Origin of the sequence: Microbacterium sp. NPDC058389 (assembly GCF_042722305.1) — a bacterium.
Taxonomy (GTDB): domain Bacteria; phylum Actinomycetota; class Actinomycetes; order Actinomycetales; family Microbacteriaceae; genus Microbacterium.
Genome location: NZ_JBHXJQ010000006.1, coordinates 206,156 through 230,389 on the forward strand (window position 1 = coordinate 206,156; position 24,234 = coordinate 230,389).

Below are 24,234 nucleotides of genomic sequence, written 5' to 3' on the forward strand. Positions count from 1 at the left end.
GCCGCCGGCGGAGACCGACGCGTCAGCCGCCGAGCCCGAGCCAGGTCGCAGTGCCGTCGGACTCGAGCTGACGCTTCCAGACCGGCAGCCCGGTCTTGATCGTCTCGATGAGCGTGCGGCACACCTCGAACGCCTCGGCGCGGTGCGCGGAGGCCACCGCGATCACGACGGCCGCATCGCCGACTGCGAGCGTGCCGATGCGATGCGACACGGCCACGAGCGCACCCGTGTCGCCGACGGCCTCGGAGGCCAGGCGCGCGAGCGCGGCCGGTGCATCGGGGTGCGCGGAGTACTCGAGCGCCACCACGTCGGTGGCGGCATCCGGATCGTGGTCGCGCACGCGCCCCACGAACGTCGTGACGGCGCCCATACGGGGGTCGTCGACGGCGCGCAGGTGCGCGTCGAGGTCGAGCGGCTCGGCGCTGATGGCCGCGAGCCGCACGGCGTCGGTCCCGGTGCCGGTCTCGGGCATCAGTGGTCGCCCCCGCCGAGCTGGTCGATCACGTGGCGCGCGACCGACAGCACCACCGGCATCCCCGAGGCGACGCCGGCGGGCGATCCGGGCAGGTTGACGACGAGCACCCCGTGCGGGTCGACGACTCCCGCGATCCCGCGCGTCAGCATGCCGGCGGGCTTCTCCAGGGCGCCGCGGCGCCGCAGCTCCTCGGCGATGCCGGGCACCTGGCGGGTCACGACACGGGCCGTGCCCTCGGGCGTCTGGTCGCGCGGGGCGACGCCCGTGCCGCCCGTGGTGATCACCAGTCCGACGCCCGTGATGACGAGCGCAGTGAGCGCACGCTCGACGCTGTCGGCACCGTCGGGCACGACGATCGCGTCGGCGCAGTCGAACCCGGCCTCGCGCAGTGCGGCGACGGCGACGGGACCGCTCGCGTCCTCGCGGGCGCCCTGGGCCGCACGGTCCGACACGGTCACGACGGCGGCTCGGGTCATGCGCCCAGCCTAGACAAGAATGGATGCCGCGAACCGTGCGCGCTCGGCGTCAGGCCTTCGTCGGGCGGGCGTCAGGCCTTCGTCGGGCGGGCGTCGCGCAGCATGCCGGCGACCACGAGCGCGCCCGCGGCCACGAGGATCAGCAGCCACAGCCCGAGCGCGTAGGAGTTGGTCTCGGCGTTGTAGGTGGCACCCATGACCAGGGGTGGGAAGTAGCCGCCGAGGCCGCCGGCGGCGGCAACGACGCCGGTCACCGCGCCGGCCTTGTCGGGCGGGGTCGAGGGGCCGACCCACGCGAACACGGCGCCCATGCCGAGTCCCATGGCCGCCGCCATCAGCAGGAACGTGACACCGGTGAGCACGCCTTCAGGCGGCTGCTGCCCGACGACGTACGCGGCGGCCACGATGCCGGCGAGCGAGACGAGCGTGACGATCTTCGGCCCGAGCCGGTCGGCCAGGACGCCGCCGATCGGCCGGGCGATGACGGCGGCCGCCGCGAACATCGCGGTGCGGGTGCCGGCGCCGACGGCATCCACGTCGTCCGGGTAGATGGTCGTGAGGTATTTCGGCAGGAACGTCGAGAAGGCCACGAAGCCGCCGAACACGATGGCGTACAGGAACGACATCTCCCACGTGATCGGGAGCTTCAACGCGCCGATGACCTTCGGCACGAGGGGCTGGCGGCTGGCCTTCCACGCAGGCGAGTCGCGCATCACCAGCCACACCAGCACCGCCATCGCGACCATGATCCCCGCGATGAGCAGGTGCGTGGGCAGGTACCCGATGCTCAGCGCCAGCCGCGGCGTGAAGAACGCCGACACCGCCGTGCCGATCATCCCCATGCCGAACACGCCGGTCGCGAAGCCGCGGCGCGCGGGTGGGAACCACGCGCTGGAGAACGGGATGCCGGCCGCGAAGATCGTGCCAGGGATGCCGAGCAGGAAGGCCGCGACCAGCAGCAGCGGATAGCTCGCGATCGACCCGGCGAGCGCGACGAGCAGCACCGCGGGGACGCCGGCCAGCAGCACGAGCGTGAACACGCGGCGTCCGCCGAACCGATCGGTGAACGCCCCCACCGGGACGCGACCCAGGGCACCCACGAGGACGGGCATGGCCAGCATGACCGAGATCTGACCCTGGTCCAGGCTCATCTCGTCGGCGTACACGCCCTGCAGCGGCGAGATCGACATCCAGGCCCAGAACCCGACCGTCGACGCGAGGGTGGCGAGGATGACCTGGGCGAGCCCGCCCTTCAACGAGGGCTGGGTCTCGGTGTCGACAGTCGTGCTCATCAGGGTCTCCCGTCGTCTGGGCACGACCGTATCGGCGCGGCCGCGGGAGGCGCAATGGCCGCGGGCGCGCCGGCGGCCGTCGGGGACGCCGCTAGCCGACGGGCTCCCGCGGCTCCAGGCGCACCACGACGGACTTCGAGGTGGGCGTGCCCGACACGTCGGCGACCGAGTCCAGCGGCACGAGCACGTTGGTCTCGGGGTAGTACGCGGCGGCGTTGCCTCGCGGCGTCGAGTACGCGACGACGCGGAACTCCGCGGCGCGGCGCTCCTCGACCGCACCGTCGGGGCCGGCCCACTCCGACACCAGGTCGACGACGGCGCCTTCCGTGACGCCGAGCGCCGCGATGTCGAGCGCGTTCACGAGCACGACGCGGCGACCGCCGTGGATGCCCCGGTAGCGGTCGTCCTTGCCGTAGATCGTCGTGTTGTACTGATCGTGCGACCGCAACGTCTGCAGCAGCAGCCGGCCCTCGGGGATCACGGGGAACTCCAGCGGGTTCACGGTGAACCGCGCCCGCCCGTCCGCGGTCGCGAAGCGCCGCGCGTCGCGGGGCCCGTTCGGCAGGTGCAGCGTGCGCCCCTTGTCGATGCGCCGCTCGTAGTCGTCGAAGCCCGGGATCACCCGCTCGATGTGCGCGCGGATGAGCGCGTAGTCGGCCTCGAGCGCGCCCCAGTCGGCGTGCGGGACGTTCCGTGGATGCCGCACCGCGGCCGGGTCGGGCCGCTCTGCCTCGGCCGCACCGTGCTCGGGCAGGGCGTGGTCGAACGACGCCGCCAGCGGCGCCGGCGCGGCGGCACGGGCTCCGGCACCGGCATCCCCGAACACCAGGGCGCACAGCCGAGCCACGATCACGACCTCGCTGAGCAGCTCCTCGGACGGCGGCGCGAGCCGACCGCGCGACGCGTGGACGGCGCCCATGGAGTCCTCGACGGTGACGCGCTGCTCGCGCAGGGAGCCGTCCGCGCCCGCCCTGCGGTCGCGGTCGGTGCGTCCGAGTGTCGGAAGGATCAGCGCGCGGCGCCCCGTCACGACGTGCGAGCGGTTGAGCTTGGTCGACACGTGCACCGTGAGCCCGACGTTCGCCATGCCCGCCTCGACGACCGCGGTGTCGGGCGTCGCCGAGACGAAGTTGCCGCCCATGCCGAGGAAGAGCCGCACGCGGCCGTCGCGCATCGCCCGGATGGCCTCGACGGTGTCGTAGCCGTGCGCGCGGGGCGCCGCGAACGCGAACTCGCGATCGAGGGCCGACAGGAACGCCTCGGACGGCTTCTCGTAGATGCCGACAGTGCGGTCGCCCTGCACGTTGGAGTGGCCGCGCACCGGACACACGCCGGCGCCCCGGCGGCCGATGTTGCCTTGCAGCAGCAGGACGTTCACGACGTCCCGCAGCGTCGCGACGGAATGCTTGTGCTGCGTGAGCCCCATGGCCCAGCAGACGATCGTGGCCTTCGAGGTGCGCACCGCCTCGCCCACGCGCCGCAGCGCATCTTCGGGGATGCCGGTGGCGACCACCAGGTCGGGCCACGCGGCATCCCGCATCGCGTCGCGATACGCCTCGAAGCCGCTCGTGTGCGCGGCGATGAACTCGTGGTCGAGCACCGCCCCGGTCGCTGCGTCCTCGGCCTCCAGCAGATGCTTGCCGATGGCCTGGAACAGCGCCTGGTCGCCGCCCAGGCGGATCTGCACGAAGCCGTCGGCGAGCTGCGTCCCGCCGAAGGCGACGCCGCGGACGGTCTGCGGGTTCTCGAAGCGCAGGAGGCCCGCTTCGGGCAGCGGGTTCACCGCGATGATCGTGGCGCCACGCTGCTTGGCCTTCTCGAGCGCCGACAGCATGCGCGGATGGTTGGTGCCCGGGTTCTGCCCCGCGACGATGAGCAGGTCGGCCTCGTGGATGTCGTCGATCGACACCGTGCCCTTGCCGATGCCGATCGTCTCGGTCAAGGCCGAGCCCGAGGACTCGTGGCACATGTTCGAGCAGTCGGGCAGGTTGTTCGTGCCGAGGCCGCGCACGAGCAGCTGGTACAGGAATGCGGCCTCGTTCGAGGTGCGGCCGGAGGTGTAGAACACCGCCTCGTCGGGGTCGTCGAGGCCGCGCAGCGCGTCGGCGACGAGCGCGAGCGCGTCGTCCCACGAGATCGGCCGGTAGTGGGTCGCCCCCTCCTCGAGCAGCATCGGATGCGTCAGTCGCCCCTGCTGCCCGAGCCACCAGTCGTCGTGCGCGCGCAGCTCATCAAGACTGTGCGCGGCGAAGAACTCGGGGCCTACGCGGCGCAGCGTGGCCTCCTCGGCCACAGCCTTCGCGCCGTTCTCGCAGAACTCGGCGATGTGCCGCTTGTCCTCCTCCGGCCAGGCGCAGCCGGGGCAGTCGAACCCGTCCTTCTGGTTGACGCGCAGCAGCGTCTGCACGGAGCGCGCGACACCCATCTGCTCGTTCGCGATCTGCAGCGCGTGCAGCACGGCCGGCACACCCACCGCGACCTGCTTCGGTCGCGTCACGTGCACGCGGGACTCGTCGATGTCGGCTGCCGGGGGCTTGGTCGCCATGCCCCCAGGGTATGCCTCGAACGCTTCCGGCTCAGGGCGCGAGCAGCGCCGCCAGCTCCGCGGCGTCGGTCTTCTCGCGCTCGAGCACGTCTTCGGCCGAGTCGCGGACGTCGGGATGCGGGTCGCCGTCGAGGATCAGTGTGACGAGGGCCACCATGCCGGCGTTCTGGTCGCGCGCGATCTCGGCGTAGCGCCGCTCCGCGTCGGGCGACTGCGCGTCGACGAGGCCCTGCTCGGCGGACCAGGTCGGCATGCCGGGCATCTGTGCGTGATCGGAGCCGTGACCCCCGCAGGGGCCGTCGGCGGGTGCCTCGAGCGGACGTGCCGGGGCCCACGACACGTACCAGGCGCGCAGGCCGTCGAGCTCGGCGAGGTCGTCGCCGAGCACCCGCTTCGCGAAGGACTCGGCCGCGGGCGCGATGTCATCCTTGCGCAGCAGCGTCTGGGCGAGCTCCTCCTCCTTGACGCGGTAGTAGATCATCGCCTCGACATAGCAGTAGTCGTCGGCGGTGACGGTGTCATCGACGTCGGCGGGAGCGGGGGATGCCGTCACGCCCTGCCCGTCCGCCGACGGGCGTGCACTGGGCACGGCCTCGGCCGGCGAGGACTCGCCCACGGGCACGCCGAGCACGGCGAGCGCCGCTCCGGCGGTGGCGGCCACGACGGCGGCCACGAGCACGGCGACGGTCTTCGGTCTGCGCACGCGAAGGCCTTCCGGGATCGAGGGGCCGATCCACGGGCCGGGACGGGCTCAGCGTTTGCCGGTGCCGAAGATCCCGCGGATCACTCCCCCGAGGATAGTCTGCGTCGACTTGGAGTTCAGGATCTGTTCGATGGGGGACTTCTGTGAACTGCGCGACGTGCGCGTCGTGCCGGCGGTCTTCTTGAGCAGGCGCTCGTACTCCTGCTGCGCCCTCTTCTCGGCGGCGGCGCTCGCCTTGTCGGCGGCGGCCTGCTGCTTGTCGATGGCGGCCTTCTGCTTGGCGTACTCGGCATCGGCCTTCGCTTTGGCGAGCGCTGCGTCCTCCGCCGCGGCCGCGTCGTCGGCCGCCTTCATCTTGGCCGCGAGGATCTCCCGGGCGGACTCCCGGTCGATCGCGGTGCCGTACTTGGCCAGCAGCGGCGATGCCTTCACCGCGGCCTCGATGGCGGGGTCGGGGGTCGGCGACATGAGGCCCTGCGGCGCTCGCAGCCGCGTCCACGCGACCGGGGTCGGCGCGCCCTTCTCACTCATCACCGTAACGATCGCCTCGCCGGTGCCGAGCTCCTGCAGCACGCGCTCCAAGTCGTAGCCTGACTTCGGGTACGTGCCGACGGTGGCGCGCAGCGCCTTCGCGTCGTCCGGCGTGAACGCGCGCAGCGCGTGCTGCACGCGCGAGCCGAGCTGGGCGAGCACGTCCGACGGCACATCCTTCGGGGTCTGCGTGACGAAGAACACGCCGACCCCCTTGGAACGGATGAGCCGTACGGTCTGCGTGATCGCGGCCAGGAAGTCCTTCGACGCATCCTTGAACAGCAGGTGCGCCTCGTCGAAGAAGAACACGAGCTTCGGCTTGTCGGCATCCCCCACCTCGGGGAGGATCTCGAACAGCTCCGCCAGCAGGTACATGAGGAACGTCGAGAACAGCGCCGGCTTGTCGATCACCCCCGGGACCTCGAGCAGGCTGATGAAGCCCCGCCCGTCGGGAGCCGTGCGCAGGAAGTCCGTGACGGCGAACTCGGGCTCGCCGAAGAACACGTCGGCGCCGGCATCCGCGAACGTGATGAGCTCTCGCAGGATCACGCCCGCCGTCGCGGCCGAGAGCCCGCCGAGCTCCTTGAGCTCCGCCTTGCCCTCGTCGCTCGTGAGATGCGTCAGCACCGCGCGCAGGTCCGACAGGTCGACGAGGGCGAGTCCGTTGGCGTCGGCGTAGTGGAACACGAGGCCCAGGCTCGACTCCTGGGTCGCGTTCAGCCCGAGCACCTTGCTCAGCAGCAGCGGCCCGAAGCCCGAGACCGTCGCGCGGACCGGCACGCCCTTGCCGACGCCGCCGAGCGCGAAGTACTCGGTGACCGACGCCTCCGGCTTCCAGTCCTGCCCGATCGCCCGCGTGCGTGCGAGCAGCTTCTCGTTCGACTCGCCGGGAGTCGCGACGCCCGACAGGTCGCCCTTGATGTCGGCGGCGAACACCGGCACGCCCTTCGCAGCCAGCTGCTCGGCCAGCCCCTGCAGCGTGCGGGTCTTGCCGGTGCCGGTCGCGCCGGCGACCAGCCCGTGACGGTTCATCATGCCGAGCGGGATCCGGATCTGCGCCTCGGCGACCGGCTCGCCGTTGACGAGCGCACCGAGGTCGAGCGTCGACGCCTCGAACGTGTATCCCTTGACGACGGCCGCGACCTCGGCGGCGTCGAGCGGCGCTCCCTCGACCGGCTCGGACGGTGCAGGAGGAGTGGATGCCGCCGCCACCGGCGCATCGGCGACCGGCGCTTCGACAGGCTCAGCGACCGGGGCAGACGCGGCCGGTGCAGACGCGGCCGGTGCAGACGCGGCCGGCGCGGGCGCCGGGGTTCCGGTGCCCGAGCTCGTCGAAGGGCTGCCCGCGCGAGCCTTCGCGGCCTCGGCCTCGGCGGCCGCGAGCGCCGCCTTCGCCTGCGCGGCTTTCAGCTGCGCCTCGGCGGCCTCGGCCTCGGCACGGAGTCGTGCCAGCTCTGCCTCGGCGGCCGCGACGGCCGGGTCGGATGCGGTGGGCTCGGACTCGGGCGAGGTCATGGGCTCAGCCTAGCCAGGCACCTCGGGAGGCGGAGGGGCCCACGCGGCCAGGGGCACCGCTCGACGCGTCAGCGCCGAGTTGAGGGGTCCGTCGGGACGGCTCTCTCGCGGGTCATCGGCACCGCGAAGGCAGCCGCGACGAGCAGGGCCGCCCCCGCGCCGATGAGGGCGCCGCCGACGGTGTCGGACAGCCAGTGTGCGTGCAGATACGTGCGGCTGAAGGCCATCAGCACGACCCACGCGGCGCCGACGACGGCGACCCACAGGCGCGGGAAGATCAGGAATGCGGCGACCGCGATCGTGGCGGCGTTGGCGACATGCCCGGACGGGTACGAGCCGTAGTCGGACACCACGAGGATGTCTTCGGGGCGCACGCGTCCGAAGGCGTGTTTGAGCACCTGCACGAGCCCCGCCGACACCGCCTCGGCCGCGAGGAAGTAGGCCGCCGCCCACGGCCGGCGCACGAGGACGAGGCCGATCGCACCGCCGATCGGCACCGCGAGCACTCCGACCCAGCCGCCCCCCAGCCAGTTCATGACACGCGAGAACCCCACCAGGGCGGGATGCCACCATTCGGCCACGAGCGCGTTCCACCACTCGTCGATGGGGAACGGGCCGACGCCCCTGCTGAAGATCCACCACCCCAGCGCGACCGAGGCCAGCGTCAGCAGCCCGCCCACGATGAGCTGGACGGCTACCGTCCTGGCCACCCGCGGGCCCGCATCTGCGCGTCGCACGTCGGTCATCGCCCCATTCTGCCCGCACGGGTGCGGCGTCCGCGCGGGTGGACACGCGGCGGCCAGGATGTTCGCATGACCTCCGTCGTCGACGCACTGCGCACGGTGATCGCACCGCTCACCCGCACGCGGGTGTTCCGGCGCTTCATCGGGCCGGTGCTGCTGCCCCCGGTCGAGCGTCTGATCGCCGCAGTGTCACGAGGCCGCGTGCAGCTCAGCGCGCTGCTGGTGCCCTCGCTCGTGCTGCACACCGTCGGCGCACGCTCGGGCGAGCCGCGCGACGTGCCGCTCATGTACACGCCCGACGGACACGGCCGCGCCATCGTCGCCGGCACGAACTTCGCCGGGTCGCGGCATCCCGCCTGGACGTCGAACCTGCTCGCGCACCCCGACGCCGCGATCACCGTGCGCGGCCGCCGCATGCCGGTGCATGCGACGATGGTGCCCGACGCCGAGCGCAACGCCGTGTGGGCGCGTATCGAGGCGCAGTGGCCGGGGTACCGCGACTACGAGCGCGAATCGGGGCGCACCGTGCGCCTGTTCCGCCTGCAGCCGGTCGAAAGGACCGAGTGATGCCCTTCATCGACGCCGTGCGCGAGTTCGCCGCCCCGCTCTCGCGCACCGGGTGGTTCCGCCGCTTCGCGACCAGCGTGCTGCCGCCACTGGAGCGGTTCGTGTCCCGGCTCACCGGCGGCCGCGTGCAGCTCACCGCTTTCCTGGTCCCCTCGCTCGTGCTCCACACGATCGGCGCGAAGTCCGGCGAGCCGCGCGACGCGCCGCTCATGTACACCGCCGACGGCCGCGGGCGCGCACTGGTGGCGGGGACGAACTGGGCGGGCGCCCGGCATCCCGCGTGGACGGCGAACCTGCTCGCCCACCCGGATGTCGAGATCACCGTCCGCGGCCGGCGCATGGCCGTCCGCGCGACCCTGGTGCCCGACGCCGAACGCGACGCGGCATGGGCACTCATGGAGGCGCAGTGGCCGGACTACCGCCAGTACGAGCGCGACGCCGGCCGCACCGCGCGCATCTTCGTGCTGCAGCCGGTGCGCCGGCCGCTTTCTCACGACCCGCGGCGCTGAACCGACCGCGCGTATGCCGGATGCGGAATCCTCCGTCCATAGGATGTCTGCATGATGCACCGACGCCGGTCCTCCATCGCCTTCGTCGTGTTGTCCGCTGTGGTCGTCCTCGGTGGCTGCGCGACACCGTCCGCCCCGGATGCCGGCGCCTCGCCGTCGGCGAGCGCGGTTCCATCGACGTCGATGCCGACGCCGACGCCGACGCCGACGCCGACGCCGACGCCGACGGTCGTCACGCAGGACCCCGCAGACCCCGCCACGTGGCTGGTGACGACGTCATCGATCGGGCCGGGAACACTCGGAGACATCGACGGCGAGCAGCTCGATCACCTCTTCGAGCCGGCGTTCACGAAGACGCAGCAGTGCGAGGGACTCACCGCATACGACCCCGCGGACTCCGCCTCCAGTCTGCGGGTGATCACGGGCGTGAGCGGCAGTTCGACGCCGGAGCACCCGGGCTTCTTCCGCGCGGTGACCGTCTTCGATGTCGGAGCGGAGGCCACCGGTCCCCTGCCGGAGTCGCCCCGAACCGCTGCCGGCATCGTCCTGGGCAGCAGTTCCGACGATCTGGCGGCCGCCTACCCGGACCTTGAGCCGTGGGACGATCCACGCGGGACGTCAGACGACCCGAGCACGCACTACGTCCTCAGCGACGACGAGGGTTCGTTGCTGTTCGAGGTCTCCGACGGGCACGTGCACAGCATGACGGCGACCTACGACCTGCCACCGGTGGGGTTCTGCAGCTGACCCGCGCTCAGGGCGCGAGTCGCTCCACCGTGCGCGGACGCACCACGAACCACAGCGCCAGCACGCCGACGACGGCGCAGCCGACCATGACCGAGGCCATCGTGGTCGCCGTGATGCCGGCATCCCGAGCGATCCAGCCGACGAGCGGAGACACCAGCCCTGCGACACCGAAGTTCGTGGCGCCGATGATGGACTGCGCGGTGCCGGCCGCCTTGCCGTGACGATCGAGCGCCAGCACCTGCACGCACGGGAACGTGAACCCGCACGCCGCGATGAAGACCCACAGCGGAACGACGGTGCCCCACAGGCCCAGGCCCAGCTGGTCGGTGACGACGATGGCGGCTCCCGCCAGCACGAGCACCGCCGTCGACCAGGCCATGACCCACTGCGGGCCGAAGCGCGCCGCGAGGCGGGACGCCGTCTGCACACCCAGCACGACGCCGAGCGAGTTGACCGCGAACAGGATGCCGTACTGCTGCGCGTCGAAGCCGTACGTCTGCTGGAACAGGAACGACGAGCTCGACAGGTACGAGAACATGCCCGAGAAGGTCATGCCGCCGATGATCAGCACGCCGATGAACACGCGGTCGCTGAACACGCTGCGATAGCGCTGCCAGACCGTCGTGGTGCCGCGTTCGCTGCGTCGGGCCTTGGGCAGGGTCTCGGGCAGGAAGATGATCGCCGACAACAGCATGACCGCGCCGTAGACCGCGAGCACGACGAAGATGCCTCGCCACGGCATGACCGCCAGCAGCGCCGAGCCGACGAGAGGGGCGAGCACGGGCGCCACGCCCGACACGAGCGCGAGACGCGACAGCATCACGACGAGCCGGCGTCCGCCGAACAGGTCGCGCACGATGGCCGCGGCGACGACGCCGCCCGCGGCGGCTCCGGCTCCCTGCAGGACGCGCGCCACCGACAGCAGCTCCAGCGTCGGAGCGAGGGCCGCGGCGGTGCTGGCGAGCACGTGGAGCGCCGTGACGCTGAGCAGCGGCACGCGCCGGCCGACCTTGTCGCTCAGCGGCCCCACGATCAGCTGGCCGAGCGCGAAGCCGATCATGGTGCCCGTGAGGGTCAGCTGGATGAGCGCGGCCGTGGTCTGGAAGTCCTCTTCCAGCACCGGGAATGCGGGCAGGTAGAGGTCGATCGTGAATGGGCCGAGCGCCGTGAGGGCGCCGAGCAGCACGATGTAGAGCACCCGGCGGCGGTGCGGGATCGAGTCGCCGGGGTGCAGCACGATCGGCGCGGTGGCCGGGTTGCTGCCGAGGGTGCGGATGGCGCCGGTGTCGGTGCGGGGCGCCGGACGGGGCTCAGTGGGACGGTCTTCTGGCTTCTGGACGGGAACGGAGGCGGTATCGAGCAACGGCGTATTTCGTTTCGGGGCGCGGGAATCAGGTGACAGGACCAGTCGAATCGATTCGAGAATCCAGGATAGCGGATGCCTCGAACCGGCCCGCAAACCCCGTCGCTGTCGGCTCCTTCCCAGGCCCCGCTTGCATGCGGCCGCATAGGATGAAGACAGTCCAGCACCCCAGCCCGCGGGCCCCGCGCCCGGCGGCCGAGCCGAGATCGAGCACATGACCCCGACCCCGACCCCCGCCGACAAGCGCACGAGCGGCAACCCGGCCACTCAGGCCCACATCAACCTCAGCGTCAAGCAGCAGCGCGAGCAGAAGCGGCAGGACAAGCTCGCCGAGTACCAGAAGCAGCTCGCCAAGCGCCGCCGCGGCAAGCTCGTGTGGTGGATCGTCGGCTCGACGGCCGCGGTCGCCGTGATCGCTGCGATCGTGGCATCCTTCGTCTTCGCCCCCGCGCCGGCGCCCACGTACGCGCGCGGCGACGGCGACGGCAGCGGCATCGAGGGCGTCGAGACCTTCGACAACACCGCGACCCACGTCCAGGGCGCCGTCGACTACGCGCAGACCCCGCCCGCCGGCGGCGATCACAACGCCATCTGGCTGAACTGCGGCATCTACACCGAGCCGGTCCCCAACGAGAACGCCGTGCACGACCTCGAGCACGGCGCCGTGTGGATCACGTACGACCCTGCCCAGGTCTCGGCGGACGATGTCGCGAAGCTCGAGGCCCTCATGCCGTCGACCTTCGCCACGATGTCGCCGTACGAAGACATGGACACCCCCATCGCGGTGAGCGCGTGGAACGCGCAGCTCAAGGTCGACTCCGCCGACGACGCGCGCATCAAGGAATTCATCACCGCGTACTGGCACTCCACGAACGCCCCCGAGCCGAACGCGATGTGCACCGGCGGGCTCGACGCCCCCGGCAAGAAGTAAGGACCGCGATGTCGGACGCGCCCTCGGCCGGCCGCGCGCAACGATGGATCGTCATCGTCGTGGCGCTCGTGCTGATCGGCGCGCTCGGCTTCGCCGTCGGACGCTTCACGATGTTCGGCACGCAGTCCGCCGCGTCGACGCCCGGCACCTCGTCACCGGAGGCGGGCTTCTCGCGCGACATGCAGGCGCATCACGCGCAGGCCGTCGAGCTGGCGATGGAGATCTACCGCAAGACCGATGACGAAGAGCTGCGCGCGCTCTCGTACGACATCGCGACGTCGCAGGCCGCGCAGCGCGGCGAGATGTTCGACTGGCTCGTGAGATGGGGTCTCCCCCAGGCCGGCGGCCCCATGATGCAGTGGATGGATGCCTCGTCCCCGGGCCACGAGCACGGTCAGGCGTCGTCGGAGCCGATGACCGAGGCAGAGGCCCGCGACGCGATGGGGATGGCATCCGCCGACGAGATCGCCGCGCTGCAGGCTGCCACAGGCACCGCCGCGGACTGTCAGTTCCTGGTGCTCATGCTCCGTCACCACGAGGGTGCGATCCCCATGGCTGACGCGCTGCTGGAACTCGGCCGCGACCCCCGCGCGCTCGAGGTCGCGCAGGCCATGAAGACGGGCCAGACGGCCGAGATCGACGCCATGCACTCGATCCAGGACCGATTGGGGTGCTCTGGCTGAGCCCGATCGTTACAGTGGTCGCGTGAGCGCCGACCCGTCCGTGACCGCCGTGGAGCCCCGCCGGCGCCGCCCCGTGATCGTCACGATCGCCGTCGTCCTTGTGTACGTGAGCGCTTTCGCCAACGTCGCGCTCGGCGTCGTGGTGCTGCTCAGCCGCTACGAGGTCGCCGAGGCCGACGTGCTGCGCGTGTCGCTGCTCGGCGCGGCGGTGATCCTGTTCGGGTTGCTGCTGATCGGCATGGCCTCGGGCCTCGCGCGCGGCAGCCGCCTGTCGCGCACGTTCGCGACGATCTACCTCGGAGTGCTCGTCGTGCTGAGCGTGATGACGATCGTGACCACGGACGGGTGGGACTGGGGCTCGACGATCGACCTCGCGATCGAAGCCCTGATCCTGGTCGCGCTGTGGGCGCCGCCGGGCTCTCGACACTTCGTGCGCCCGACGACAGACGCCGCGCCGGATCAGACGCCCGCCGGCTGATCACACCGCGGCGAGCGCCTTCGCCACGTAGCGACGGTGGAAGAACCGCACGATCTCGATCGCGCCGATCGTGAGCGCCGTCACGACCACGATGAGCCATGCGGCCTCTTCGCCGGGGTCGACGAGCTGAAAGAACTCGGTCAGGAACGGGATCGTGAACACGCCGACGAGGCCGATGAACATCGCGCCGATGATGATCCCCTTGAGGCGCGTGATCGGCCGTGACAGCACCGTCAGCACCCAGATGCCGACGATCGCGAGGATGATCGTCGAGCCGGTGCGCAGCTCTGGCTGACCGATGCCGATCGCCGTGGCGGCCAGCGAGTAGAGCGTGAGCGAGATCGCGATGATCGCGCCCGCGGGGATCGCGAAGCTCAGCGAGCGCCGCAGGAACCCCGGCACGTAGCGCTGCGTGTTGGGCAGCAGTGCCAGGAAGAACGCCGGGATGCCGATCGTCAGACCGTCGGTGATCGACAGCTGCCGCGGCAGGAAGGGGAACGGCAGCACCAGCAGGCCGAACAGCACCGCGAGGCCCGTCGCGTAGGCCGTCTTCGTGAAGAACAGCATCGACACACGTTCGATGTTCGCGATGACCTGACGCCCCTCGGCGACGACCTCGGGCAGGTGCGAGAAGCGGCCGTCGAGCAGCACGATGCGGGCGACCGCCTTGGTGGCGGCGGCCCCGGAGTTCATCGCGATGCCCAGATCGGCGGTCTTGATGGCGAGGGCGTCGTTCACGCCGTCACCGGTCATCGCCACCGTGTGGCCCCGCTGCTGCAGCGCGATGACCATGCGCTTCTTCTGCTCGGGCGTCACGCGCCCGAACACGAGGTTGTGCTCGAGCACCTCGCCGAGCTCGTCATCGTCGTCTGGTAGGCGCCGTGCGTCGAAGCCCTCCGCCACGTCGACGCCCACGCTGCGCGCGATCGCGGCGACCGTGCGCGGATTGTCGCCCGAGATGACGCGGACGCCCACGCCCTGCGCGGCGAAGTACTCCAGGGTCTGCGCCGCATCGGGCCGCACCTGCTCCTGGAAGGTCACGACCGCGACCGCGGCGAGGCCGGCCGGGAGACGCTCGTCGGCGACGTCGGCCGGCGTGATCGGCTCGTGGGCGTGTGCGAGCACCAGCGTACGGCGCCCGGTCGAGGCGAGCTCGCTGACGACGCGGCCGAGCTCGGCCGACCGGTCGGTGGCGGCATCCCCGAACACCATCTCGGGGGCACCCAGCACCCACGCGCCCGCGGGACCGGCGGCGAACGAGACCGCGCTCCACTTGCGGGCGGACGAGAACGGGATGTACGCCCCGGCGGTGAGCGGCTCGGTGACCGGGAACGGCTCGCGCAGGCACCGGGCGGTGGCGTTCGCGTCCGGCGCGGCGCCGAACCAGCCCAGCACGGCCTTCTGGCCGAGGACGGCATCGCCGAGGGGCTGCAGGGCGTCGAACGCGATCTCGCCCGCGGTGAGCGTGCCGGTCTTGTCGAGGCAGATCACGTCGACGCGGGCGAGTCCTTCGACCGCGGGCAGCTCGTTCACGAGCACCTGCTTCGACGCGAGCTTGGCGGCCGCGACGGCGAACGCGATCGACGTCATCAGCACGAGCCCGAGCGGGATCATCGCGGTGATCGCGGCGATCGAATTGACGATCGCCTGCACCCAGTCGCCGCTCTCGAAGGCTTCATCCCACCCGCCGAACACCATCATCTGCGCGTTGCAGACGAGCAGGCCCACGGGGCCGATGATCCAGCTCATCCACTTGAGCACGCGGTTGACCGAGTTGCGAACCTCTGACGCCACGAGGGAGAAGCGCTTGGCCTCGCCGGCGAACCGGTTCGCGTACGAATCCGCTCCGACCCGGGTCGCGCGCGCGGCGCCCTCGCCGGCCACCACGATGGATCCCGACAGCGCCTCGTCGCCGGGCTGCTTGTCGACCGCGTCGGATTCGCCGGTCAGCATCGACTCGTCGATCTGCAGGCCACGGCTCTCGATGACGTCGGCATCGGCCGGCACCTGATCGCCCGCACGCAGCACCAGGATGTCGTCGATCACGACGTCCTCCGGCGCGATCTCGGCCTCGTCGCCCTCACGGCGCACCCGGGCGCGCGGGGCGTTCAGCAGGGCGAGTCGGTCGAGCGCCGCCTTGGCGCGGAACTCCTGCACGCACCCGATGATCGAGTTCGCGAACGCCGCGATGCCAAAGAGGGCGTCCTGCCATCGCCCCAGCAGGAACAGCACGAAGAAGCACGCGAACACGATGCCGTTGAACAGCGTGAAGACGTTCGCCCGCACGATGTTCCAGACGCTCCGGCTCGTATCGGCCGTGTGGGCGTTCGTGCGACCTGCCGCGACCCGCTCGGCGACGTCCGCGGCGCTCAGCCCGGGATCGAGCACGGGGGCGGCCGGGGCGTCTGCGGAGGCGTCCATGCGATCAGGTTAGCGATCCGTGACTCGGAGAAGTGGATGCCTCGGCCCCTGCGCCGAGCGCGGGGCCGAGGCATCCACTCTCCGATCGGTCAGCCCTTCGTCGCGCCCGCCATGAGGCCGCGCACGAAGAACCGCTGCAGTGCGAGGAACACGATCATCGGCACGACGAGCACGAGGAACGCGCCCGCCGACACCAGGTACCAGCGGTCGCCCCACGAACCCGACAGCGAGTTGAGCGTCTGCGTCATCGGCAACGACGATGTCGGCGCGAAGATCGTCGCCACCAGCAGGTCGTTCCACACCCAGACGAACTCGAAGATCGCGAACGACGCGAGGATCGGCATCGACAGCGGCAGGATGATCCGGAAGAAGATCTGGCCGTGCCCCGCGCCGTCCACGCGCGCCGCCTCGATCACGTCGGACGGGATCTCCGCCATGAAGTTGTGCAGCAGGAAGATCGACAGCGGCAGGCCGAACATCACGTGGGCGATCCACATGGTCGCGAAGCTGTGATCGATCTCGCGCAGCTCCAGCCCCGGGAAGATCCCCACCCCGGCGATCTCGAGCCCCCGCGAGAACAGGCTGAGCAGCGGCACCAGCGCCATCTGGATCGGCACGATCTGCAGCGCGAAGATCGCGACGAACAGGAACCCGCGGCCCTTGAAGTCCATCCACGCGAAGGCATACGCCCCGAGCGCCGCGATCGAGATCACGAACACCGTCACCGGGATGGTGATGGCCAGCGAGTTCAGGAACGACTGACCGAGGGTGAGCGCTGTGCCACCCGAGGTCAGGGCCTCCTGGTAGTTGCCCAGCGTGAAGTCCGGGTTGGTGAACACCGTCCACCAGCCCGTGGAGGCCGAGTCCGCACCGGGGCGGAACGACGTGATGAGCAGGCCGAGGGTCGGGATCGTCCAGAGGAACGCGATCAGGATCGCGATCACGGTGGCGACGGGCGAGGTGAGGCGCTTCTGCGCCTGCGCCTCGTTGCGCCGCGTCTCACGGGCGACCTTGCGGGCGGCGCTCCGGTCGAACTTCGGCGTCGCGGCGGTCTCGACGGCGGCCATCACCGCACCTCCCTCTGCTTGCGCAGCTGTATGACGTTGTAGACGATCAGCGGCGCGACGAACACGAAGATCAGCACAGCCAGCGCCGCGGCGTGGCCGTAGCTCTGGAACCGCTGCTGTTGGTTCACCATCTCGAAGCCCAGCACCGTCGAGTTCGACCGGCCGCCGGTCATCACCGCGACGATGTCGTACAGCTTCAGTGCGGCGATCGTGACCGTGGTGAGCACCACGACGATGGACGTCCGGATGCCCGGCACGGTCACGTTGATGAACCGCTGCCAGGACGTCGTGCCGTCCAGCTGCGCGGCCTCCATCTGCTCGACGGGCACGGCCTTGATCGCCGCCGAGAGGATCACCATCGCGAAGCCCGTCTGCGCCCACACGAACGCGATGAGCAGGCAGAAGGTGTTGACGAGAGGCCACGTGTCGAGCCAGCGCACCGGCTCGCCGCCGAAGGCGACGACGATCGCGTTGAGGAGGCCGATCTGGTCGCCCTGCCGGTAGTCGTAGACGAACTTCCAGATGAGGCTGATGCTCACCGGAGCGATCGCGAACGGCATGAACACGAGCACCTTGAGCAGCCGCTCGCCGCGCGCCCGCTCCATGAACGCCGCGTAGGCCAGGCCCACGACCGTGGCGAAGATGGGCACGAACACCGCCCAGATGAGGGTGTTGATGATCGACCAGAACCCCTGCGGGTTCGTGAACGCCCAGACGTAGTTGTCCATGCCGACGAAGTTCTCGCCGGTCTTGTCGTAGAACGACTGGATGACCGTCGAGATCGCGGGGTAGATGAGCCCGACGAGCAGCATGATGAACGCCGGCGCCAGGAACAGCGTCAGCTGGTACAGGTAGCCTGCGCCCTCACGGGCCCGATAGTCCATGTAGAACAGCAGGCCGCCCGCGATGAGCGCGATGATCACCACGTAGACGACCGCGTTCTGGTACGGCCGCAGCATCATGAACGCGAGCAGCGGGATCGCGAAGCTCGTGACCAGGCGCAGCCAGAAGTAGCCCCTGCCGTGCCGAGGCGCGTACTCGATGAGCAGCAGCAGGATCCCGACGACGGCGGCGAAGATGACGAGCACGAGCGGGATCTGGACGATCGGGCCCATCTCTCCGATCCAGCGGAAGAAGGAGTTGAACGAGAACCCGAGTGAGACCGGCTTGGCGTCCGGCTGCGGTCCGCCGATGAGTATGAAGATCACCAGCGCGACGATGAGGATCCCCCCGATCGCGGCGACGACGCGCGTCGTCGTCTGCGAGGGCTGCTTCTTCGTCGGGTGCGTCGGTGGCGCCTGCTTCTGTTGCGTCGGCGTGGTTGCGGTGTGCGACATGTGTGACCCTTCCCCCGTCATCGTCGACGGATGCCGTCACCCCGGCCCCGGATCCGCACGATGACCGCGCGGATCCGACGCCGGGGTGAGAGCCGTCAGTTCTCGTAACCCGCCTGGATGTCGCTCAGGACCTGCGGCGTGGGCTTGCCGTCGATCCAGTCGACCATGCCGCGCCAGAACGAGCCCGATCCGACGCTGGCCGGCATCAGGTCGGACGCGTCGAAGCGGAACGTCGTGGCCGGGTCCTGCAGCAGCGTCATGGCCTCGGTCAGGAACTCGCTGGAGGCCAGCGAGGGGTCCGCTCCGGTGTTGGCCGAGATCGCGCCGCCGAGGCTGACTCGTGCGTCGGCGAACTCCGGCGTCGACATGTACTCGAGCACCTTCTGGGTGTTCTCGTCGTCGGAGAACGCGGTGACGAACTCGCCGCCGCCCTCGACCGACTGGTCGCCCTCCTTGACGCCCGGCAGCACGAACGCGTACACGTCGCCGTCGGGGGCGATCGTCGGAGTCGCGCCGTCGGCGGTCTGCACCGTCAGCAGGTTGGCCGTGAGGAACGACGCCTGGTGGGTCAGCGCGCAGGAGCCGTCGGCGATCTTGGCCGCCACATCACCGAACGCCGTCGAGTTGATGCTCTTGACGTCGCCGAAGCCGGCGTTGACGTAGTTCGGGTCGAGCAGGATCTTGCCCACCGAGTCGAACGCGGCCTCGATGTCGGGGTCGGTGAAGGGCGTGTCGCCCGAGGCCCAGCTGTCGTAGACGTCTGCGCCCGCCTGGCGGAGCACGAGGTCCTCGATCCAGTCGGTGCCGGGCCAGCCCGACGCGTCACCGGACGAGAAGCCGGCGCACCAGGGTGGTGTGCCCGTCTTCTGCTGGATGGTGGCGGTCAGGGCGAGAAGGTCGTCCCACGTCTTGGGAACCTCGACGCCCCACTCCTGGAAGCTCTTGGGCGAGTAGTAGACGTAGCCCTTGACGTTGGCGAGCATCGGCGCGGCATAGAACGTGCCGTCGACGCTGCCGTAGTCCTTCCAGGCCGGAGCCCAGTACTTGTCGACATTGTCGGCCACCGCCTGGGTGCCCTCCTTGACCTCGCCGGTGCCGACGAGCGAGGCGAGCAGGCCGGGCTGCGGGACGATGGCGATGTCGGGCGCGGAGCCTCCCGCGACCTTCGTGACGATGTTTCCCTCGAAGCCCTTGTCGCCGGTGTAGACGACCTTGACGCCGGTGTCCTTCGTGAACTGATCGAACGACTTCTGCAGGTTGTCGGCTTCGGAGCCGGTGATGCCGCCGGAGATCTGGACCGTCTTGCTCTCGCCAGAATCGCCGCTGTCACCGCCCTCCGCACAGCCTGCGAGGGTCACAGCCGCGATGGCCGTGAGCCCCAGAGCGATGTAGCCGTGACGACGTGATCGCAGTGCAGTCATGTTCGCTGCCTCCTCCTTGAGTCCGCGGGCCGCACCTCAGTGCCCCCGCACGTGAGAGATCGGGAACCGATTCCATGCTCACGCTAGGGGATGCCGCAGAGCCGCACAATGACCGTGGGTCACAACTCGGTAAACAGCGCCGTCCGGGTGGCGGGCCGGGAGCGATCAGGGCATGATGAACGCTGGAACCGGTTCCAGATTCGGCGACACCGGGGTCGCCGAAGTGCGAGGAGGACCCGATGGCGGGCATCGCCGAAGTGGCACGCGCGGCGGGCGTGTCGAAGTCGACCGCCTCGCGCGCGCTGACCGGCGGCGGCTACGTGTCGCAGGCAACGCGAGAGCGGGTGAGGGATGCCGCCGCCGCTCTCGGCTACGTCCCCACCACCAGCGCGGTCAGCCTCGTCACCGGGCGCACCCAGACGGTCGGCGTCGTCATGCCGTCGCTCGACCGCTGGTTCTTCGCCCAGGTGCTGGAGGGCGTCCAGGATGCCCTGCTCGAGCGCCGCTACGACCTCGCGCTCTACGGGGCGCCGCCCGAGTCCGCCGCCCGCCGGGAGATGTTCGAGCACTTCCTCGCCCGCAAGAGGTTCGACGGGCTGATCGCCATCGGCATCGAGCCGAACGCGCGAGAGCTGGAGCGCCTCGTGGCGTTCGGCAAGCCGGTCGTGAGCGTCGGCGGCTACGACGTGGGCACCAATGCCGTGTCGATCGACGACGAGGCCGCCGCGCGCATCGCCACCGACCACGTGATCGGGCTCGGCCACCGCGACATCGTCTTCCTGGGCGGCGATCCCGACGGCCGGCGCACGAGCTTCGGCGACGGCCTCCGGCTCGACGGCTATCTCGCGGCGATGCACGATGCCGGGCTGGGAGCCTCCGCTCGCCATGTGCAGTCCGAGGTCGCGATGCCGGGCGGCTACGGTGCCGCCGTCGAGCTGCTCGGCGACCGGCGCACGCGCCCGACGGCGATCGTCGGAGTGTGCGACGAGGTCGCCGTCGGGGCGATCATCGCGGCCCGGCGGCTCGGCATCCGGGTACCCGAGCGCCTCAGCGTGGTCGGCATCGACGACCACGCTTACGCCGACATGTTCTCGCTCACGACGCTGCAGCAGCGTCCCCACCAGCAGGGGCGTGCTGCGGCCGAGCTGCTGCTGCGTCAGATCGACGAGCCCGGAGCCCAGACGCACCGTCTGTACGAGCCGTCGCCCCTCGTCGTCCGCAACTCCACTGCTCCGGTCGACGACGACGCGTCGGCCATCATCGGCGTCGGCCCCTGATCCCCCGTCCCGGTCCTCGGCGGGTCAGAGCAGGCCGAGCCCGCGGAACGTGCGGCCCTCCCACGCGACGGCCTCGGCCGCGTCCTCGATGCCGTCGACGACGCGGAACGTCTCATCGCCGGAACGCGTGGACCTCACGAGCGCGTCATCGACCGGCGCCGGCGCCGGCGCCGAGACGACGGCCTCGAGCAGGCGTGTGAAGGCACCCGTGCTCGAGAGGGGCGCGGCAAGATCGGAGCCGTCGCGGATGTGGGCGGCAAGGTCGTCGAGCAGCGCCACGCGCTCGAACTCGAAGGTGCGCGGCAGCGACCGGCCGTCGCGGAAGACGTGCAGCGTGTCGAGCGTGTAGTGGTACACGAGATGGCCACGGGTTCCGCGCACCAGGACGTACGGTTCGTGGCGCCGGGCGGCCGTCACCGCGAGCCCGGCCGCGAAGCGCGCTCCGTCGCGGAGCGTCACCACGAGCGACGACGTGTCGTCGGTGGCGATGTCGTTCGCGCGGCGGAGGTCGGCGTCGACGTCGACGACGTCCTCGGGCATCGCTGCACCGGCGATCGCGAAGGCCGTCGCGATCGCGTGCGCGAGCGGGTTCGTCACGACGCCGTCCGCCACGAGCCGGCCGTCGATCACGCGGTGACCCGCCCACGGCGCGCGCCGCCAGTACTGCTCCGAGCGCGACCACAGTCCGACGGCGCCGTAGTGCAGCGTGTCTCCGATGACCCCGGATGCCGCCGTCTCGGCGACGGCCCGCACCCCCGGACTGCCCAGGGACTGGAACCCGACCTGCACGGAGCGACCCGCGGCATCCCCCGCTCTCAGGAGCTCGCGATGATCGGCGACCGACGGGACCGGAGGCTTCTCGAGGAGCACGTGCGCGCCGCGCGAGAGCGCGAGGGCGGCGAGCTCGGCATGGGTCGGGATCGGGGTGCTGAGGATCGCGATGTCGAGCTCGACGTCGCGGAGCATGGCGGCGGCGTCGCCGAAGACACGCGTCGCGCCCGGCACATCGCCGCCTCCGCGCGGGTCGGCGACGGCCACGAGCTCGAGCACCGACGAACGGGCGAGCGTCGCGTCGACGTGCGAGCGTCCGTGGCCGTGCACCCCCGCGATGCCGACCCGCAGACGTCCGGTCACAGCCCTGCCTCCGCACGCAGGCGGGGCAGTGCGGACTCGACGGCCGCGGCGTCGGCGAGCTCCTCGTCGAGCACGTACGCGGTGAGCTCCAGGTCGAGTTCGCCGCCCTCGGGGATCGTCCGCGGCTCGTCCCACGCGACGGACGGCCCGGCGCCGAGGTACTCCGCGAACCGCACGAACCAGGGCATCCGCTCGGCGCCCTGGGTGAGGACCACGGTCGTGCCGCGGTCGGGGAACGTGAAGGCCAGCCACTCGGTGGCCGCGCCGTGCACATCGCGCTCGGTGTCGCCGGCCGGGCTGAAGACCCGGGCGATCTCGGGGGCGAACCGCCAGAAGACACCGCCGTACCCCGCGCCCTCGCGGCCGTTGGTGGCGGGCGAGCCGAACGTGATGGCATCCAGCGTCGCCTTCAGGTGGCTGCGCCAGCGCAGCGCCCAGCCGTTCGCGAGCTCCGCGGAGCGCAGTTCGCGCACCTCGACCAGCTGCGTCGTGCCGTGCTCGTCGACCCAGCTGAGGCGCTCGTCGAGCACGTGCCCGTCGATGTGCAGCCGATCGCGACGCTGGCGGCCGTGGTTGGGCACCATGATCGAGCCCTCGCCGCGCACGTACGTGCGACCGCCCCAGTACGACGTGCCGTTGACGTCGGCGATCGCGAGGCTCACTCCGAGGTGATGGGGGTGGTCGGTGGGCTCTGTGACCGTGAGCGGCGTGCCGGTGCGCGAGATGACCGCGTCGAGGTACGGCCGCGGCGAGAGGACCGAGTCGACGCTCGTGCCCTCTTCGTACTGCGCGACGACCGTCGACCCGAGCCTCAGCACCGGACGCGCAGGTCCGACCCAGCCGCTGGCGTGTGAGGCGGGGCCGGAGCTGCGCCGCGCAACGAGGACGGGACGATAGAACAGGGGGTGGTCGGCGCTCTCGCCGTCCAGTGCCTGCCGCATGCGGTTCCAGGCCTGCCGCCCGATCTCGATCCGCGGGACCGACATGGTCGTGAGCGGCGGGGCGGCGAAGCGTGACTGCGGGATGTCGTCGATCCCGACGATGGACAGCTGCTCGGGGACCTCGACGCCGACCTCGCGCAGACGCGACATCAGGCCGAGTGCCACGAGGTCGTTGAACGCGATGGCCGCGGTCGCCCCGGTCTCGAGCACGGCGTCCGCGGCGTCGTAGCCGTCCTCCATGCTCGAACCGGCCGGGATGGTGAGGAGCTCCAGGTCGGGGTGCTCGCGTGCGAGCTCGCCGAGCCCCTGGGCGCGCAGCTCGTTCGCGTAGCTGAGCGGCGGGCCCGCGACGTACGCGATGCGCCGGTGGCCGAAGCCGCGCAGGTGCATGCCGAGCTCCTTCACCGCCGTCGCGTAGTCGACCGACAGCTGTGCGGCCGGGGTGTCGTCGACGCGGCGGTTCACCACGACGACCGGTGTCGTGCGCTGGATGAGCTCGCGCAGCTCGGCGTCGGGCATGCGGGGCGAGACGAGCACCAGCGCGTCGCACTTGCTGCGTGCTTCGCTCGCGATCTCGGCCTCGACACCCACGGCCTCGGCGCTGTCGGCGACGAGCACGCGGTATCCGTCGCGGGCAGCCGCGACGGTCAGCCCCTTGAGCACGCCCTGGAACAGCGGGTTCTCGAGGTCGGGCACGAGCAGGGCGATCGTGTGACTGCTCCCCCGCACGAGGCTGCGCGCCGCCTCGCTGGGCGAGTAGTTCAGCGCGGCGACGGCCCGGTTGACCTTCGCGACGATCGCGGGATCGACGGTGGCGACGCCGTTGAGGACGCGCGACACCGACGCCTGTGACACACCGGCGTACTGTGCGACCTGCGCCATCGTGATGGGGCGCGACGTGACCTCGGTCAACGCGGTTCCTCTCTTTCGTCAATCATGGGCGTGCGCGAGCACGGTGGGGCGCATTCGCCTGTGTTCCCGGTGTTGCGGTGCGGGACAGGGATGCCGGCGGCCGCGGGCGCCGGGCGTGCCGGCGCGCGGGGTGCCGCGCGGGACCGGACCCCTCATCACGTCGGTC

The 24,234-nt window shown here is 71.0% G+C and carries 21 protein-coding genes; 7 read left to right on the top strand and 14 right to left on the bottom strand.

All coding sequences use genetic code 11. The features are described 5' to 3' along the window. Positions 1–22 precede the first annotated feature (22 nt). The 7 genes from ACFWJ8_RS10800 to ACFWJ8_RS10830 all read right to left on the bottom strand — a co-directional run bounded on the left by ACFWJ8_RS10800 (position 23) and on the right by ACFWJ8_RS10830 (position 8,283). Entirely contained in the window at positions 23–472 is a 450-nt protein-coding gene (locus tag ACFWJ8_RS10800) for a molybdenum cofactor biosynthesis protein MoaE (protein WP_378811243.1), read from the bottom strand. Continuing rightward, complete coding sequence (locus ACFWJ8_RS10805) at positions 472–951, bottom strand: molybdenum cofactor biosynthesis protein B (RefSeq protein WP_378811244.1); 480 nt, start codon at positions 949–951, stop codon at positions 472–474. Before ACFWJ8_RS10805 ends, ACFWJ8_RS10800 begins: the two co-directional genes overlap by 1 nt. 71 nt (positions 952–1,022) lie before the next feature. After that, the gene (locus tag ACFWJ8_RS10810; RefSeq protein ID WP_378811245.1) at positions 1,023–2,243 is read right to left on the bottom strand and encodes a nitrate/nitrite transporter; all 1,221 of its coding nucleotides are present in this window, start codon (positions 2,241–2,243) and stop codon (positions 1,023–1,025) included. A gap of 91 nt (positions 2,244–2,334) precedes the next feature. Beyond that, entirely contained in the window at positions 2,335–4,788 is a 2,454-nt protein-coding gene (locus tag ACFWJ8_RS10815; RefSeq protein WP_378811247.1) for an FdhF/YdeP family oxidoreductase, read from the bottom strand. A gap of 31 nt (positions 4,789–4,819) precedes the next feature. Next, complete coding sequence (locus tag ACFWJ8_RS10820) at positions 4,820–5,491, bottom strand: DUF305 domain-containing protein (protein ID WP_378811248.1); 672 nt, start codon at positions 5,489–5,491, stop codon at positions 4,820–4,822. 48 nt (positions 5,492–5,539) lie between these two features. Then, complete coding sequence (locus ACFWJ8_RS10825; protein WP_378811249.1) at positions 5,540–7,537, bottom strand: helicase HerA-like domain-containing protein; 1,998 nt, start codon at positions 7,535–7,537, stop codon at positions 5,540–5,542. Between the two features lie 68 nt (positions 7,538–7,605). Further along, positions 7,606–8,283 (bottom strand): phosphatase PAP2 family protein, encoded by a 678-nt coding sequence (locus ACFWJ8_RS10830; protein WP_378811250.1) that lies wholly within the window; start codon positions 8,281–8,283, stop codon positions 7,606–7,608. A gap of 66 nt (positions 8,284–8,349) precedes the next feature. On the opposite strand from ACFWJ8_RS10830, the gene ACFWJ8_RS10835 reads away from it, so the two are divergent. Genes ACFWJ8_RS10835 through ACFWJ8_RS10845 form a run of 3 tightly spaced genes read left to right on the top strand, consistent with a single transcriptional unit; the run spans position 8,350 to position 10,103 of the window. After that, on the top strand, positions 8,350–8,847 hold the full coding sequence (locus ACFWJ8_RS10835; protein WP_378811252.1) for a nitroreductase family deazaflavin-dependent oxidoreductase: 498 nt from the start codon (positions 8,350–8,352) through the stop codon (positions 8,845–8,847). Then, positions 8,847–9,356, top strand: coding sequence for a nitroreductase family deazaflavin-dependent oxidoreductase (locus tag ACFWJ8_RS10840; RefSeq protein ID WP_378811253.1), 510 nt, complete (start codon positions 8,847–8,849; stop codon positions 9,354–9,356). Before ACFWJ8_RS10835 ends, ACFWJ8_RS10840 begins: the two co-directional genes overlap by 1 nt. A 51-nt stretch (positions 9,357–9,407) precedes the next feature. Further along, positions 9,408–10,103: a hypothetical protein gene (locus ACFWJ8_RS10845; RefSeq protein ID WP_378811254.1), complete on the top strand. Its 696-nt coding sequence runs from the start codon at positions 9,408–9,410 to the stop codon at positions 10,101–10,103. A 7-nt stretch (positions 10,104–10,110) separates the two neighbouring features. On the opposite strand, the gene ACFWJ8_RS10850 is transcribed toward ACFWJ8_RS10845, so the two are convergent. After that, entirely contained in the window at positions 10,111–11,466 is a 1,356-nt protein-coding gene (locus ACFWJ8_RS10850) for a multidrug effflux MFS transporter (RefSeq protein WP_378811255.1), read from the bottom strand. A 214-nt stretch (positions 11,467–11,680) separates the two neighbouring features. Between ACFWJ8_RS10850 and ACFWJ8_RS10855 the strand changes: the two genes are divergently transcribed. Genes ACFWJ8_RS10855 through ACFWJ8_RS10865 form a run of 3 tightly spaced genes read left to right on the top strand, consistent with a single transcriptional unit; the run spans position 11,681 to position 13,558 of the window. Next, positions 11,681–12,397, top strand: coding sequence for a DUF3105 domain-containing protein (locus ACFWJ8_RS10855; RefSeq protein ID WP_378811257.1), 717 nt, complete (start codon positions 11,681–11,683; stop codon positions 12,395–12,397). An 8-nt stretch (positions 12,398–12,405) separates the two neighbouring features. Further along, positions 12,406–13,080 (top strand): DUF305 domain-containing protein, encoded by a 675-nt coding sequence (locus tag ACFWJ8_RS10860; RefSeq protein WP_378811259.1) that lies wholly within the window; start codon positions 12,406–12,408, stop codon positions 13,078–13,080. A 22-nt stretch (positions 13,081–13,102) separates the two neighbouring features. Continuing rightward, positions 13,103–13,558 (top strand): hypothetical protein, encoded by a 456-nt coding sequence (locus tag ACFWJ8_RS10865; RefSeq protein WP_378811260.1) that lies wholly within the window; start codon positions 13,103–13,105, stop codon positions 13,556–13,558. On the opposite strand, the gene ACFWJ8_RS10870 is transcribed toward ACFWJ8_RS10865, so the two are convergent. The 4 genes from ACFWJ8_RS10870 to ACFWJ8_RS10885 form a co-directional block, all read right to left on the bottom strand. Further along, complete coding sequence (locus tag ACFWJ8_RS10870) at positions 13,559–15,979, bottom strand: HAD-IC family P-type ATPase (protein ID WP_378811262.1); 2,421 nt, start codon at positions 15,977–15,979, stop codon at positions 13,559–13,561. Between the two features lie 89 nt (positions 15,980–16,068). Continuing rightward, positions 16,069–17,046 (bottom strand): carbohydrate ABC transporter permease, encoded by a 978-nt coding sequence (locus ACFWJ8_RS10875; RefSeq protein WP_378811264.1) that lies wholly within the window; start codon positions 17,044–17,046, stop codon positions 16,069–16,071. Continuing rightward, on the bottom strand, positions 17,046–18,383 hold the full coding sequence (locus ACFWJ8_RS10880) for a carbohydrate ABC transporter permease (RefSeq protein WP_378811266.1): 1,338 nt from the start codon (positions 18,381–18,383) through the stop codon (positions 17,046–17,048). The genes ACFWJ8_RS10875 and ACFWJ8_RS10880 overlap by 1 nt, the downstream gene beginning before the upstream one ends. Positions 18,384–18,478: 95 nt before the next feature. Next, positions 18,479–19,804, bottom strand: coding sequence for an ABC transporter substrate-binding protein (locus ACFWJ8_RS10885; RefSeq protein WP_378811268.1), 1,326 nt, complete (start codon positions 19,802–19,804; stop codon positions 18,479–18,481). Between the two features lie 239 nt (positions 19,805–20,043). Between ACFWJ8_RS10885 and ACFWJ8_RS10890 the strand changes: the two genes are divergently transcribed. Further along, a complete protein-coding gene (locus tag ACFWJ8_RS10890) occupies positions 20,044–21,081 on the top strand; it encodes a LacI family DNA-binding transcriptional regulator (protein ID WP_378811270.1) in 1,038 nt (345 codons plus the stop codon). A gap of 24 nt (positions 21,082–21,105) precedes the next feature. Here the strand turns inward: ACFWJ8_RS10890 and ACFWJ8_RS10895 are convergent, their stop codons facing one another. Further along, the gene (locus ACFWJ8_RS10895) at positions 21,106–22,215 is read right to left on the bottom strand and encodes a Gfo/Idh/MocA family protein (protein ID WP_378811271.1); all 1,110 of its coding nucleotides are present in this window, start codon (positions 22,213–22,215) and stop codon (positions 21,106–21,108) included. Then, a complete protein-coding gene (locus ACFWJ8_RS10900) occupies positions 22,212–24,068 on the bottom strand; it encodes a DUF6807 family protein (RefSeq protein ID WP_378811272.1) in 1,857 nt (618 codons plus the stop codon). Before ACFWJ8_RS10900 ends, ACFWJ8_RS10895 begins: the two co-directional genes overlap by 4 nt. Between the last annotated feature and the right edge of the window lie 166 nt (positions 24,069–24,234).

What these genes read in the sequence shown, in the direction of transcription:
- ACFWJ8_RS10800 (WP_378811243.1), bottom strand. Translation starts at nt 472, where the DNA reads ATGCCCGAGACCGGCACCGGGACCGACGCCGTGCGGCTCGCGGCCATC.
- ACFWJ8_RS10805 (WP_378811244.1), bottom strand. Translation starts at nt 951, where the DNA reads ATGACCCGAGCCGCCGTCGTGACCGTGTCGGACCGTGCGGCCCAGGGC.
- ACFWJ8_RS10810 (WP_378811245.1), bottom strand. Translation starts at nt 2,243, where the DNA reads ATGAGCACGACTGTCGACACCGAGACCCAGCCCTCGTTGAAGGGCGGG.
- ACFWJ8_RS10815 (WP_378811247.1), bottom strand. Translation starts at nt 4,788, where the DNA reads ATGGCGACCAAGCCCCCGGCAGCCGACATCGACGAGTCCCGCGTGCAC.
- ACFWJ8_RS10825 (WP_378811249.1), bottom strand. Translation starts at nt 7,537, where the DNA reads ATGACCTCGCCCGAGTCCGAGCCCACCGCATCCGACCCGGCCGTCGCG.
- ACFWJ8_RS10830 (WP_378811250.1), bottom strand. Translation starts at nt 8,283, where the DNA reads ATGACCGACGTGCGACGCGCAGATGCGGGCCCGCGGGTGGCCAGGACG.
- ACFWJ8_RS10835 (WP_378811252.1), top strand. Translation starts at nt 8,350, where the DNA reads ATGACCTCCGTCGTCGACGCACTGCGCACGGTGATCGCACCGCTCACC.
- ACFWJ8_RS10840 (WP_378811253.1), top strand. Translation starts at nt 8,847, where the DNA reads ATGCCCTTCATCGACGCCGTGCGCGAGTTCGCCGCCCCGCTCTCGCGC.
- ACFWJ8_RS10845 (WP_378811254.1), top strand. Translation starts at nt 9,408, where the DNA reads ATGATGCACCGACGCCGGTCCTCCATCGCCTTCGTCGTGTTGTCCGCT.
- ACFWJ8_RS10855 (WP_378811257.1), top strand. Translation starts at nt 11,681, where the DNA reads ATGACCCCGACCCCGACCCCCGCCGACAAGCGCACGAGCGGCAACCCG.
- ACFWJ8_RS10860 (WP_378811259.1), top strand. Translation starts at nt 12,406, where the DNA reads ATGTCGGACGCGCCCTCGGCCGGCCGCGCGCAACGATGGATCGTCATC.
- ACFWJ8_RS10870 (WP_378811262.1), bottom strand. Translation starts at nt 15,979, where the DNA reads ATGGACGCCTCCGCAGACGCCCCGGCCGCCCCCGTGCTCGATCCCGGG.
- ACFWJ8_RS10875 (WP_378811264.1), bottom strand. Translation starts at nt 17,046, where the DNA reads ATGGCCGCCGTCGAGACCGCCGCGACGCCGAAGTTCGACCGGAGCGCC.
- ACFWJ8_RS10880 (WP_378811266.1), bottom strand. Translation starts at nt 18,383, where the DNA reads ATGTCGCACACCGCAACCACGCCGACGCAACAGAAGCAGGCGCCACCG.
- ACFWJ8_RS10885 (WP_378811268.1), bottom strand. Translation starts at nt 19,804, where the DNA reads ATGACTGCACTGCGATCACGTCGTCACGGCTACATCGCTCTGGGGCTC.
- ACFWJ8_RS10890 (WP_378811270.1), top strand. Translation starts at nt 20,044, where the DNA reads ATGGCGGGCATCGCCGAAGTGGCACGCGCGGCGGGCGTGTCGAAGTCG.